6 protein-coding genes are annotated in these 13,832 nt (G+C 65.2%); 3 read left to right on the forward strand and 3 right to left on the reverse strand.

Translation table 11 applies throughout. From position 1 onward, the window contains the following. Together OQ789_RS15055 and OQ789_RS15060 are read right to left on the reverse strand one after the other, a co-directional pair. The coding region (locus OQ789_RS15055; RefSeq protein WP_324686754.1) for a non-ribosomal peptide synthetase at positions 1 to 4,990 on the reverse strand (4,990 nt) is incomplete at its 3' end. Positions 4,991 to 5,012: 22 nt separating this feature from the next. Then, positions 5,013 to 5,243 (reverse strand): MbtH family protein, encoded by a 231-nt coding sequence (locus OQ789_RS15060; protein ID WP_324686755.1) that lies wholly within the window; start codon positions 5,241 to 5,243, stop codon positions 5,013 to 5,015. 943 nt (positions 5,244 to 6,186) lie between these two features. On the opposite strand from OQ789_RS15060, the gene OQ789_RS15065 reads away from it, so the two are divergent. From OQ789_RS15065 to OQ789_RS15075, 3 genes are all read left to right on the forward strand, one after another. Then, positions 6,187 to 6,573 (forward strand): MmpS family protein, encoded by a 387-nt coding sequence (locus tag OQ789_RS15065; protein WP_420716125.1) that lies wholly within the window; start codon positions 6,187 to 6,189, stop codon positions 6,571 to 6,573. Next, a complete protein-coding gene (locus tag OQ789_RS15070) occupies positions 6,570 to 9,461 on the forward strand; it encodes an RND family transporter (protein WP_324686756.1) in 2,892 nt (963 codons plus the stop codon). The genes OQ789_RS15065 and OQ789_RS15070 overlap by 4 nt, the downstream gene beginning before the upstream one ends. Positions 9,462 to 9,581: 120 nt before the next feature. Then, positions 9,582 to 12,509 carry an RND family transporter gene (locus OQ789_RS15075; RefSeq protein WP_324686757.1) on the forward strand — a complete coding sequence of 976 codons (2,928 nt, stop codon included), beginning with the start codon at positions 9,582 to 9,584 and terminating at the stop codon, positions 12,507 to 12,509. Between the two features lie 12 nt (positions 12,510 to 12,521). On the opposite strand, the gene OQ789_RS15080 is transcribed toward OQ789_RS15075, so the two are convergent. Next, positions 12,522 to 13,808 carry a serine hydrolase domain-containing protein gene (locus OQ789_RS15080; protein WP_324686758.1) on the reverse strand — a complete coding sequence of 429 codons (1,287 nt, stop codon included), beginning with the start codon at positions 13,806 to 13,808 and terminating at the stop codon, positions 12,522 to 12,524. Between the last annotated feature and the right edge of the window lie 24 nt (positions 13,809 to 13,832).

The following is a 13,832-nucleotide window of genomic DNA, read 5'->3' on the forward strand; positions in this document are numbered from 1 at the left end:
TGCCCGAGGTGTAGATCAGATACGCCAGGTCCTCGGCGCCCGGCGCCGCCAACCCGGTACTGGGCTGGGCATCCACCAAGGGATCGGTGACGTCGAGGACCACCACGTCATGCCCGGCGAACCGGTCGGCGAACTCCGCGGTGCTGACCGCGGCCACCGGCGCCGCATCCGCGAGCATGAACCCGACCCGCGCCGCCGGATGCCCCGGGTCGATCGGCATATACGCCGCCCCCGACTTGAGCACCCCCAGGATCGCCACAATCGCCTCCGCCGACCGCGAAAACAGCAGCGCCACACACTGCCCCGGCCCCGCGCCGTGGGCCACCAGCAGATGGGCAAACCGGTTGGACGCCTCGTCCAGCTCGCGATACGTCCACGACCGCCCCGCGCACGTCAACGCCGGCGCCTCGGGCGTACGCGCCACCTGCTCGGCGAACAACGCCGGAATCGACGCCCCGGCCGACACCGGACGATCCAACGCCAGGCCACCCCACGCGTCGAGACGGGCCCGCTCACCGTCATCCAGCAGACCGATCGACGACAACCGCCGCCCAGGATCGGCCGTCATCGCCATCAACACCCGCCGCAACCGCTCCAACAACGTCTCGATGGTGGCGGCGTCGAACACATCGGTGCGGAACTCGACTGTTCCACTGATCCCGGCGGCCTCACCGGCAGCGGTCCAGTGCTCCCCGAGGAAAAGAGTCAGGTCCATGCGGGCGGTCTGGGTGTCCACCGGCAGCTGGGTGACCTCGAGATCGCCCAAAGCCAGCCCGCCGGTGGGACCGTTGATCTGTCCTGGGAAGTTCTGCCACGCCAACAACACCTGGACCAGCGGGTGGTGGGTCAGGCTGCGGGTGGGGTTGAGCCGGTCGACGAGGACCTCAAAGGGCGCGTCTTGGTGCTCGTAGGCGGCCAGGCTCTGTCGCCGCACCTGGCCCAGCAGCTCGCCGACGCTGGGGTCGCCGTCGACGTCGACGCGCAGCACCAGGGTGTTGACGAAGCAGCCGACCAACCCGTCGAGTGCCGTGTCGCTGCGCCCGGCGATCGGGAAGCCGACGGCCACCTCGTCGCTGGCGCCGACTTTGGCCAACAGGACCGCCAGCGCGGCCTGCATCACCATGAAGCAGGTCGCATTGTGCTCGCGGGCCACCCGGGCGATCCGCTGCTGCAGCTCCGCCGGCCAGTTCACCTCCACGCTGGCGCCGCGCTCATCGGCGACGGGCGGGTAGGGCCGGTCCGTCGGCAGCTGCAGGCACTCGGGCATCCCGGCGAGGGCGTCCTGCCAGTAGGCGAGCTGCGTGGCGATGAGGCTCTCGCTGTCGTCGAGATCGCCGAACTGCGCGCGCTGCCACAGCGTGTAATCGATGTATTGCACAGGCAGGGTGGCCCAGCCGGGCGCCTGCCCCGCACTACGGCTGGCGTAGGCCACACTCAGGTCGCGCAGCAGCGGGGTGATCGACCAGCCGTCGGCCGCGATGTGGTGCACCACCGCCGCCAGCACGTGCTCCTCGTCGCTGACGCGGAATAGTGTTGCCCGCATGGGGATTTCGGTCGCCAGGTTGAACGTGTAGCGGGCCGCGGCGTCGATGGCCTGCTCCAGTTGGCCTGCCGGCCAGTCGGTGGCATCAACGATCTGCCAGCCGAAATCTGCGCGCTCGACCGGAACGATCAGCTGCTGCGGGATGCCTTCGGGCGCCGCGTACAGCGTGCGCAGGCTTTCGTGGCGGCCGACCACGTCGGCCAGCGCCGCGCCCAACGCGCCCTCGTCGACGCGCCCGCCGAGCCGCAACGCCACCGCCATGTTGTAGATGGAGGACGGCCCCTGCAGTTGGTCGAGGAACCACAGCCGGTTCTGGGCGAACGACAGCGGCACCACCTCGGGCCGCTCCACGGGCACCAACGGCTCGAGCCGGCCGCCTTCCCCGCCGACGCGGGTCGCCAGCTCGGCGATCGACGGCGCCTCGAACAAGGTGCGCACCGCGAGCCCGGCATCCAGGCTGGTGTTGACAGCCGCGATCACCCGCATCGCCAGCAGCGAATCGCCGCCCAGCTCGAAGAACGACTCGTCGACGCCGACCCGCTCCACGCCAAGCACGTCGGCGTAGATGCCGGCCAGGATCTCCTCGGTGAGGGTGGCCGGCGCGCGATAGCGATCGGAATCCTGATACTCCGGGGCCGGCAGGGCGCGTTTGTCGAGCTTGCCGTTGACCGTCAACGGCAGCGCGTCCAGCGCCACCACCACCGACGGAACCATGTAGCCAGGCAGCCGCTCGGCCAGTGCGCTGCGGAGCCCGGCCGGGTCCGTGGCGCCGGTGACGTAACCCACCAGGCGCTTGTCCCCGGGGCGGTCCTCGCGGGCGATCACGGCCGCCTGCTCCACACCGTCCAGCCCGGCCAGCGCGGCCTGCACCTCGCCCAGCTCGATGCGATGCCCGCGGATCTTGACCTGCTCGTCGGTACGGCCCAAATAGATCAGCTGCCCGTCGGCGTTCCAGGACACCAGGTCACCGGTGCGATACATCCGCGCTCCGGGACCCCCGAAGGGGCAGGCGACGAATCGCGAGCCGGTCAACCCCGCCCGGCGCACGTACCCGTAGGCCAGCTGGGGACCGGCCAAATACAGCTCGCCGACCACGCCGGCCGGCACCGGTTGCAACCACCCGTTCAGCACGAAGAACGCGGCCCCCGGCACCGGCGGGCTGATCGGCACCACACTTGAGCCCGCGGTCAGCGGCGCGCTGAGAGCCACCCACATCGTCGCCTCGGTCGGGCCGTACTCGTTGATCATCACGGTGCTGGGGGCCCAGCGGTCGACCAGGTCGGGCGGGCACGCCTCGCCGCCCACCAGGAGGGTCACCGAGTCCAGACCTTCGGGCGACAGCATCCCGGCCGCCGAAGGGGTCTGGCACAGGATGCTCACCTTTTCGGCGATGAGCAGGGCATGGAACGCGTCCGGCGAGCTGGCGACCGACTCGGGTATCACCACCAGGCGCCCGCCGTGCAGCAGGGAACCGTAAACCTCCCAGCCGGAGATGTCGAAGCTGTACGAGTGCCACTGCGACCACACCTGCCCCGGCGCCGCCAGGTCCGGGTTCAGCGATCCCATCAGCTGGGTGATGTTGTAGTGGCTGATGGCAACGCCTTTGGGCACACCGGTGGTGCCCGACGTGTAGATCATGTAGGCGATGTCATCGGGTGCCGGCACCGATAGGTCCGTGCACGGGTAGCCATCGATGCGGGGATCGTCGACGTCGATGACCGGCAGGTCGAACCCCTCGAGCCGGTCGGCCAGCCCGGATGTCGTGATGGCGGCCATCGGCGCCGCGTCGGAGAGCATGAACTCGATGCGCCCGGCCGGGTGTGCCGGGTCGATGGGCAGATAGGCGGCCCCGGTCTTGAGCACGGCCACCATCGCCACGATCGCCTCGGCGCTCCGCGAAAACAGCAGTGCCACACGCTCGCCGGGTCCTGCCCCTTCGGCGGCCAGGAGGTGCGCCAAGCGGTTGGCCGCCTCATCCAGCTCGCGGTAGGTCCACGAACGCTCGCCGGATGTCAGTGCCGTCGCCTCCGGGGCGCGCGCCACCTGCTCGGCGAACACCGCCGGGACCGACACGGCCGGTGGGGTGTGCCCGGTCAGCACCGCCCGGTTGCCCCAACTGTCCAGGCTGGCGGACTCACCGCCGTCGAGCAGATCGATCGACGACAAACGCCGCGCGGGATCGGACGTCATCGCGACCAGGACGCGCTGCAGCCGGCGCGCGATGTCTTCCGCGTCGAAATTCGAAAACGGTTGCCCGGCACCGGATGTGCTGAGCGAGAGCTGGTCGCCGGCGCCGGAGAAGTACAGTCCGAAGCCGTCCATGAGGGCATCGCTGGTCAACGACGCCGACGCCGCGACGCCGCCGAATTGCACGGTGAACGTCGAGGGCAGGAAGTTGACGCTCACCCTCCCGGCCGGCTGCCCCAGGCCGCGCAGGCCGGCTTTGCGTTCCAGGGTGTGCACGGGGAATCGCTGGTGCTGCAGCAGTTCGCGGATCCGTGTGTCGACGTAGGCACAGAAATCGGCGACGGTGGAATCCGGCGAGACGTCCAGGACCAGGGGCACCACCCCGGCGAACATCCCGGGAATTCTCTTGGAGTCCGGGACCACACGCCTGCTGACCGGGAAGTCCAGCACCACTTCTGAGTTCTCGGCGGACCAGGCGCGCACCAGAAGTGCGCACGCCGCGGCGAGGACGGACGGCCGGGGCACGCCCCAGCTTTCGGCCAGCTCTTCGACCCGGCGGACCACCGTCGAGTCCAATCGAACCGGTCCGGAAGGCCAATACAGGTCCTGCGTGCCCTCGTCCTGGGGTAGTTGAACGAGCGGCGTGCTCTTGGTCGGCAGGTTTCGAGTCCAATAGGCCTCGTCCTCGGAATAATCGCCGGACGCTTCGTATTCGCGTTCGGAATCGATCAGGTCCTGTAACGAGCCGAAGAAGTCCTGCGGGATGGGCTCACCCGATACAATTGCGGAGTAAATTGTCGCGATCCGGTGCCCGACCAGCGCAATGCCGGAGCCGTCGATGACGATATGGTGGCCGGCGGCGAACAGATAATATTCATCCTGCCAGGTTTGGAACAGCGCGAATTTAAACAACGGCCCATCGAACGGCATCGGCGTACTTTGGATCGATGCGGCAATGGAGCGCGCTTCTTTGACGGGCTGGCGCGATTCACTCAGGTCATAAAAGGCCAGCTCGACATTCGGATAATCAACTGTCCGCTGGTAAACCTGGCCATCCTGCTCGAAAAACGTGACCCGTACGGGTTCGGCCTCTCGCACGGCGCGCCGAATCGCCCACTCCAGGCGGTCCCTTTCTACTGGACCGTCAATTTTTACGAATAGGCCGAGTTGCCACTCGGCACCGGAATGGCCAGTTTCCTGCGCGAGCCATACGTCTAACTGCCCGCGCGTCAGCGGAAGCGCCCGGTTAAAAAGCTCCATTTGAACTCCCCCAAGCCACGCGTCAGTTATCAAAGGCCAGGCCCGCGGCCAGCCTCTCGCGCAGACTCTTCGGCCGTATGTCGGTCCAGTTCTGTTCGATGTAGTCAAGGCAAGCGGTACGGCCGGTCTCGCCGTGAACCACCCGCCATCCGTCTGGAACGTCGGCGAAGGCCGGCCACAGGCTGTGCTGCTGCTCGTCGTTGATCAGGACGAGAAAGCTGCCACTGTCGTCGTCGAACGGATTGATGCTCAAAAGTTCTCCAGACCGTCTAGGCGAGATGAGTGAAACCGTTGCGAACGGTAGTTCAGAGGCCCCTGGTTTGTACGCGATTTGAGCAAATTTCCTGGCGACAGCGGCGGGTCCCTGACGCGGTCGCGGCGGACGCCTGATGCCGCGGAGGTCCCACCGCGTCGCTCCGCAGAAACGGGCCCACCCTCAAGGCAGCAAGTACCGGCCGGACGTGCGGTTTCCCGGCTCGGGGAGCCCGGATCCGCCGGCCCGCCTGCCCGGACGGCGTGAACCGGCCCCCACCCGATCTCGTTGGCACGTGTACCGTTCGCTCGGGGGGATGCAGACAAGCGAGGCGAACGTGCTGGCCAGTCGGGCAAGGCGAGCACACACGGCGCGCCTCTTCCGGGCCCGCTTCAGTGCAGGCCCGGCTGCACACCGCCCGAGGACAACGGCAGGTGGCAGGATTTGCTGGGACGAGACTGTCGGTACCGTTGCTTCCGCGCGCGCGGGATCGATTACGATCCAATCTCGCTTACCAAAGCGCCAACACGGATGCGACCGGCATGGTTTACTCACCAAATCGATTGCGCCTCCCCAGGCGCCTTTCGGATGAGGTGAACGCAGCGTGGCTAACCGTCACGCGCACCGCATTCGAGGGTTGTCGTATGGCGTGTCGCGGCCGATGTGTAGTGAGATGTTCGAGCAGTTCACGTAACAGCAGATGCGGAAGCGGATGGAAGGGGGTGCGGTGGTCGAACGCGATGTGTTAGTCCGGTCCGAAGTTGACGGCGCCGGTGATCCAGACGTTAGCCAAGGGGCTGCTCGCCGACCTAATCTGATGGGCCGTGCTCGTCGGTCCGCACCGGAACCCCAGGCGCCGCCGGGATCCGCAACGAATCGTCGGCGTCAGGGGGTTGGCATTTTCACAATCTTGAAACGGCTGTGGATCCCACTCGTCATCCTGATGGTGATCGGCGCCGGCGGCTTTGCCGTGTCGCGACTGCACGGCATCTTCGGCACCGAGAAACGAACCAGCTACGCCGACACCAGGACCGGCGAGGCCAAGCCGTTCAACCCCAAGCACCTGGTGTACGAGGTGTTCGGGCCGCCCGGGTCCACCGCCAGCATCAGCTATTTCGACGTCAACGGCGATCCGCAACATGTTGACGGAGCACGGCTGCCGTGGTCGTATGACATCTCGACAACCCTTCCGGCACTCGTGGGGAACATTGTGGCGCAAAGCGATGGTTCGAGCATCGGCTGCCGCATCGTGGTGGACGGCGAAGTGAAATCGGAAAAGACCGTCCACGAAACCAACGCATTTACCTTCTGTCTATTGAAGGCCGCATGAGCTACCAACAGTTGGAAAACGAACCCGTCACCCGACCATTCCTGGCGCGGGCAATACATCGATTCTCGGTGCCGATCATCTTGGGCTGGTTGGCGATCGCTTTCATCCTGAGCGTCGCCGTGCCCTCGCTGGAGAAGGTCGAAAAGCAGCATTCGGTATCGCTCAGTGCGCCCGATGCGCCGTCGTTCAAGGCGATGAAACGCCTGGGGCAGGACTTCAACGAAAGCAACTCCGACAGCGTCGCGATGATCGTATTGGAGGGTCAACAAACCCTCGGCGATGACGCGCACAAATTCTACGACGGGTTGATTCACCAACTCGAAGCCGACACCAAACATGTCAAGCACATTCAAAACTTCTGGGGCGATCCGCTCACCGCCTCCGCGGCGCAAAGCGCGGACGGCAAAGCCGCCTATGTGCAATTAAGCCTCGCCGGCATGCCGGGTTCGGCCCTGGCTAACGAATCGACCGAATCGGTTCGCAACATCGTGGGGCGGACACCGCCGCCGCTCGGAGTCAAGGCTTATGTCACCGGGCCGGCCGCGATTATCGCGGATATGTCCACCAGCGGCGACAAGACCGTCATTTTGATCACCGGCGTGAGCCTCGCGGTGATTTTCATCATGTTGCTTCTGGTCTACCGCTCGGTGACGACCGTCATTCTCTTGTTGATAATGGTCGGGATCGAATTGCAGGTGGCCCGGGGCATCGTTGCGATTCTCGGCGATCACGGCGCGGTGGGTCTTACCACCTACGTGGTCAATCTGATTACATCGATCGGTATTGCGGCCGGAACAGATTACGGCATCTTTTTCATCGGGCGATATCAAGAGGCCCGTCAGGCCGGCGAAGATCGCGAAACGGCTTATTACACCACCTACCGCGGGGTCGCCAAGGTTGTCCTGGCGTCCGGTTTGACCATTGCCGGGGCGATTTTCTGCCTGACCTTCACCCGTCTGCCCTACTTCCAGCCCCTGGGCATCCCCTGTGCCGTCGGCGTGTCCGTCGCGGTGATCGTCGCACTCACGCTCATTCCGGCGGCCCTCGCCGTGGGAGGCCGATTCGGTCTGTTCGAGCCGAAGCGCAGGATCGGAGATCGCGGCTGGCGCAGGATAGGGACGGCGATCGTACGGTGGCCGGTGCCCATCCTGCTTGCGACGCTGGCCGCGGCGCTGATCGGGCTGTTGACACTGCCGGGCTATCGACCGAGCTTCAACGACCAGAAGTACATTCCGAAAGACATCCCGGGCAATCTCGGCTATGACGCCGCACAGCGACATTTCCCCCAGTCGGCAATGGCGACGCCGGAAATTCTGTTGGTCGAATCCGACCATGATCTGCGCAATCCGGCAGATTTCCTGGTGTTGAACAAGCTCGCCAAGGCGATCCTTGCCGTTCCGGGTGTGTCCAGGGTGCAGGCCATCACCCGACCCTCCGGAAACCCGATCGAACACACCACGATTCCGTTCATGCTCAGCATGTCCCAGGCCAGCCAGATACAGAACCTGCCGTTCCAGCAAGAGCGCATGAACGACATGCTCAAGCAGGCCGACGACCTGGCGAAGATGATCGCCCTGATGCAGCACATGTACGGCCTGATCCAGCAGCTCGTCGCGACGACCCATGACATGGTCGGCAAGACGCATGAACTGGAGGAGACCACGGACGAGTTGCGTAATCACATCGCCGATTTCGAGGACATGTGGCGACCGATCCGCAGCTACTTCTACTGGGAGAAGCACTGCTACGACATCCCCATCTGCTTCTCGCTGCGATCCGTCTTCGATTCCATCGACGGTGTCGACGAACTGAGTGATCAGTTGCGCCTGCTGGTGACCGACCTCGACCAGTTGGACATGCTCATGCCGCAGCTGCTCACCCAGTTCCCGCCGATGATCGCGACCATGCAGAGCACCCGCACGATGATGCTGACCATGCACAGCACCATGGCCGGTGTCATGGGCCAGATGGACAACATGAGCGGCAACTCGACCGCCATGGGCAAGGCGTTCGACGATTCCAAGAACGACGATTCCTTCTACCTCGCCCCGGAGGTCTTCAAGAACGAGGACTTCAAGCGGCTCATGAAGGTGTTCCTGTCCCCCGACGGGAAGAACGTTCGGTTCCTCATCTCGCAACGGGAGGATCCCGCGTCGCCTGAGGGCATCAAACAGGTCAACGCGATCAAGACCGCGGCGGAGGAGGCGCTCAAGGGCACGCCGCTGGAAGACTCGAAGACCTACCTCACCGGCACCGCGGCGATGGTGAAAGACATGGTGGACGGGTCTAAATACGACCTGATGATCGCGGGAGTCTCCGCGCTCTGCCTGATCTTCATCATCATGCTCCTGATGACGCGCAGCTTTGTCGCCGCGCTCGTCATCGTGGGCACGGTGTTGCTGTCGCTGGGCGCGTCCTTCGGGCTGTCTGTTCTGGTCTGGCAATACCTCCTCGGCATCCAGATCCACTGGGTGGTGCTGGCGATGTCGGTGATCGTCCTGCTGGCAGTGGGTTCCGACTACAACTTGCTGCTGGTCTCCCGCATGAAAGAAGAAATCCACGCCGGCATCAACACCGGCATCATCCGGGCGATGGGCGGCACCGGCAAGGTCGTGACGAACGCCGGCCTGGTGTTCGCGTTCACCATGGCGTCCATGGTGGTCAGCGACTTGGTCACCATCGGTCAGGTGGGGACGACGATCGGGATGGGCCTGATGTTCGACACGTTGGTGGTGCGCGCGTTCATGACGCCGTCGATCGCCGCGTTGATGGGCCGCTGGTTCTGGTGGCCGCAACGAGTGCGACCGCGGCCGGTGAGCCCGTTCCAGCAGCCCTCGGGAGAACTTCCGCGTCCGTTGGTACGCGCGCTGCTGAAACAGCAGCGTTGAGTGGCGAACTTCGGTTTAGGACAGGGCTGGCAACGTGGAGACATCGTGGCACACAGCGATCGCGGCAGGATTGGATAACCACGCCGTGACCGCCCACACCTTGCGCCGATCGCAGGCCACATGAGCACCCAACACCGTCAGGCGCCGTCCCTGGTGGCGCGGGGCATCCGCAGGTTCTCGGTGCTCATCATCCTGGGCTGGGTGGCGCTGACCCTGGCCGTGACCTTCTTGGTTCCGTCGCTGGAACACGTCGGCCAGGAGCATTCCGTTCCGTTGGCTCCGCAGGACGCGCCGGCCGTGCAGGCCATGCAGCGCATGGGCAAGGACTTCAAGGAGTCCGATTCGGACAGTTTCGCCATGCTCGTCATCGAGGGCCAGCAGCCACTCGGGGACGATGCGCACAGGTACTACGACGGACTGGTCCAGGACTTGAGGGCCGACCCGAAGCACGTCGAACACGTGCAGGACCTGTGGGGCGACCGCCTCACCGCGTCGGGCGCCCAGAGCGCCGATGGCAAGGCCGTCTATGCGCAGTTGAACCTGGCCGGCAACCAGGGCACGACGCTGGGGCAGGACTCCGTCGTCGCGGTCCGCAAGATCATCGACCGGACGCCGCCGCCTCCAGGTGTCAAGGCCTACGTCACCGGCCCGGCTGCGCTCATCACGGACATGCAGCGCAGCGGTGACCGATCGATTCTGAAGATGACGGCGATTGGCGCCGTCATCATCTTCACGGTGCTGTTTTTCGTGTACCGCTCGATCGTCACCGTGGTACTGCTGTTACTCACCGTCGGGGTCGAGTTGTTCGCCGCGCGGGGGATCGTCGCATTTCTCGGCGACCACAACATGTTCGTGCTCTCGACCTTCGCCACAAACCTGCTCGTCGCCCTCGCAATGGCGGCCGGAACCGACTACGCCATCTTCTTCCTGGGCCGATATCAGGAAGCTCGGCAGTCCGGCCAGGACACGGCGACGGCCTACTACACCACCTTCCGCGGGGTCACCCCCGTGGTGCTGGGTTCCGGGTTGACGATCGCCGGCGCGATGTTGTGCCTGAGCTTCACCCGGATGCCGATCTTCCAGACCATCGGCGTTCCCTGCGCCGTGGGCATGTTCGTCGCGGTCGCCGTCGCGTTGACGCTGGTCCCGGCGGTGCTCGCGCTCGGAAGCGGCTTCGGGCTGTTCGATCCCACGCGACGGATCAGGGTCGGTCGGTGGCGCCGGATCGGCACCGCGATCGCGCGCTGGCCCGGGCCCATCCTCATCGCGACAGTCGCGATCGCGCTGGTCGGTCTGGTGACGCTGCCGGGTTACAAGACGAGCTACAACGACCGGCTCTACATGCCCACCGACATCCCGGCCAACAAGGGGTACGCGGCCGCCGATCGCCACTTCTCCCAGTCGCGAATGATGCCGGAAATCTTGATGATCGAATCCGATCACGACATGCGCAATCCGGCCGACTTCCTGGTCTTGCACAAGCTGGCCAAGTCGATCTTCAAGGTCCCGGGGATTTCCCGGGTGCAGGGTGTGACGCGGCCCGAAGGGACGCCGATCCAGCACACCTCGATACCGTTCCTGCTGAGCATGCAGAACGCGGCGCAGGTTCAAAACATGAAGTACGTGAAGCCGCGTATCGACGACATGCTGAAACAGGCGGACGACCTGTCGACGCAGATCGCCATCATGAAGCGCATGTTCGAGCTGCAGAAGCAGATCACCAGCATCACCCACAACTCGATCGTGCTGACCAGGCAGACGGCGGACGTCGTCGACGACCTCCGGGGGCACGTCTCGGATTTCGAGGATTTCTGGCGGCCGATCAGGAGCTACTTCTACTGGGAGAAGCACTGCTATGACATCCCGATCTGCTTTTCGCTGAGGTCCATTTTCGACTTGCTCGACGGTGTCGACGAGGAAACCGACAAGCTCCATGAGATGGTAAAAGACCTCGACAAGATGGACATCTTGTTGCCCCAGCTTCTCGAGTCGTTTCCGCCGCTCATCGCCACCATGGAGACCATGCGGACGATGATGCTGAAGATGCACAGCACGATGTCCGGGATCATCAGCGAAACGGATGATTCGACGCAGAACGTCACCGCCATGGGGCAGGCGTTCGACGCGGCCAGGAATGACGACTCGTTCTATCTGCCCCCGGAGGTTTTCGAGAACCCGGACTTCAAGCGGGCGATGAATTCGTTCCTTTCCCCGGACGGAAAGGCCGCGCGCTTCATCATTTCGCACAAGGGCGACCCCGCGACGGTGGCGGGCATCGCGCGCATCGACCAGATCAAGTCGGCGGCCGAGGAGGCGCTCAAGACGACACCTCTGGAGAACTCCAAGATCTACATTGCCGGCACCGCATCCACGTTCAAGGACTTCCGGGACGGTTCGAAGTACGACCTATTGATCGCGGGAATCGGTTCGCTCTGCCTCATTTTCATCATCATGCTGGTGATCACCCGAAGCTTCGTGGCCTCGCTGGTGATCGTGGGCACGGTGGCCCTTTCGCTGGGCGCGTCATTCGGGCTGTCGGTGCTGATCTGGCAATACATTCTGGGCATCAAATTGCACTGGATGGTGTTGCCGATGTCGGTCATCATCCTGTTGGCGGTCGGGTCTGACTACAACCTGCTACTGGTGTCCCGAATGAAAGAGGAAGTGGCCGGCGGCATCAACACCGGCATCATCCGTGCGATAGCGAGTACCGGCAAGGTCGTGACGAACGCGGGCCTGGTGTTCGCCTTCACGATGGCCTCGATGGTGGTCAGCGACCTGCGCATCATCGGTCAGGTCGGCACGACCATCGGCCTGGGTCTGTTGTTCGACACCTTGATCGTGCGGGCCTTCATGACCCCGTCCATCGCCGCGCTGCTCGGGCGCTGGTTCTGGTGGCCGCAGATCGTGCGCACGCGCCCGGTCAGCCGGTTGCGTCGAACTCGCCAGCCGCAGCCGCTGGGCCGTACCTTCGTGCGCAGCGAGGACTACGCCGACGACGCGATCACGACCCCGCTTCCGCTCCCCCTGCCGCGGCCGTCCCTGTAGCGGCCGCGCGGGTCAGCCGGCGACGGCTCCCGACTCGGGGTACGGCGATCCGAACGCGGTCACCGGCCGGAAGCCGTGTTTGCGGGCCAGCATGACGCCCCGACGGATCAGGTTCCCCAGGGTGGCCACGCCGCTGTGGTCCAGCATCAGGAACGGCGAGAGCAGCCGGTTGTGCACGAATGCGAACGCCACTCCGGTCTGCGGGTCGGCCCAGCCGAACGATCCGCCCATGCCGACGTGACCGAAACCGGGCATCACGTTGCCGATGGGCAGGGCGTGGTAGCCGAGGTGAAATGCCAACGGCACCACAATGTTTCGGTCTCGCTTGAGGCTCTTGCGGCCGGTCAGCCCGGCGACCAGGTCGCGCGACAGGAACCGGGTGCCGTCGATTTCACCGCCGTTGGCGATCGCGCCGTACATCCGCGCCAGCGCGCGGGCGGTCGCCACACCGTTGGCGGCCGGCATCTCGGCGTCCAGCAACGGGATCTTGCCCTGAACCGCGGCCATGATGCCGTCGAAGTACATCGAGCGGAAGCCGCCGGAAAGCCGCGATGCGAGCTTGGTCGCCGCGTAGTTGGCGGCCGGGACGCCGGGCATGGATTGAGGCGTGATGATCTCGGCGACGCGCGTCGGCGCTTTGGCGGGTGGGCGGCCCAGGTGCAAGCCGTCGGTGCCCAACGGCTGGGCGAGCTCCTCGCGGATCAGCGTGCGCATGCCCTGTCCGGTCACCGCGCGGGCCAGTCCGGACATCAGCCAGCCGTAGGTCAGCGCGTGGTAGGCCGGTTTGCCGAGCAGGCGCCCCGGGGCCGCCGCAGCGAGCCGTTCCTCCATGCCGAGGTGATCCAGCAGGTCCTCCCTGGTGGCGCCGCGCAAGCCGGACAGGCCGGCCCGGTGTCGCATCACCTCACGGACGGTGAGGGCCGCCTTGCCGTTGGCGCCGAACTCGGGCCAATACTCGGCGACCGGAGCGTCGTAGTCGATCAGCCCTCGATCGGCGAGCCGGTGAATGACGGTGGACGCCATTCCCTTGGTCGCCGAGAAGACCATGGGCGCGGTGTCGGCGTGCCACGGCACCTGCCCCCGCCGGTCCGACCAGCCCGTCCATACGTCCACGACGGGCTGGCCGTCGAGATAGACCGCCAGCGCCCCGCCGCCGAATCGGTGCCCGGGGAACGTGGTCGCGAAGGCGCGAGCGGCACAAGAGAAATTGGGGTCCGCCGTGCCGGACACGCGATGCCCTGTGCCGTGGGCATCGCGCGAGGAGACCGCACGAAGATCGACCCGGGTTTCGCCCGTCACAAATCTGAATTTACGTCGAATTGA

Origin of the sequence: Mycobacterium sp. 94-17 (assembly GCF_035617725.1) — a bacterium.
Classification (GTDB): domain Bacteria; phylum Actinomycetota; class Actinomycetes; order Mycobacteriales; family Mycobacteriaceae; genus Mycobacterium.

What these genes read in the sequence shown, in the direction of transcription:
- OQ789_RS15065 (WP_420716125.1), top strand. Translation starts at nt 6,187, where the DNA reads ATGGTGATCGGCGCCGGCGGCTTTGCCGTGTCGCGACTGCACGGCATC.
- OQ789_RS15070 (WP_324686756.1), top strand. Translation starts at nt 6,570, where the DNA reads ATGAGCTACCAACAGTTGGAAAACGAACCCGTCACCCGACCATTCCTG.
- OQ789_RS15075 (WP_324686757.1), top strand. Translation starts at nt 9,582, where the DNA reads ATGAGCACCCAACACCGTCAGGCGCCGTCCCTGGTGGCGCGGGGCATC.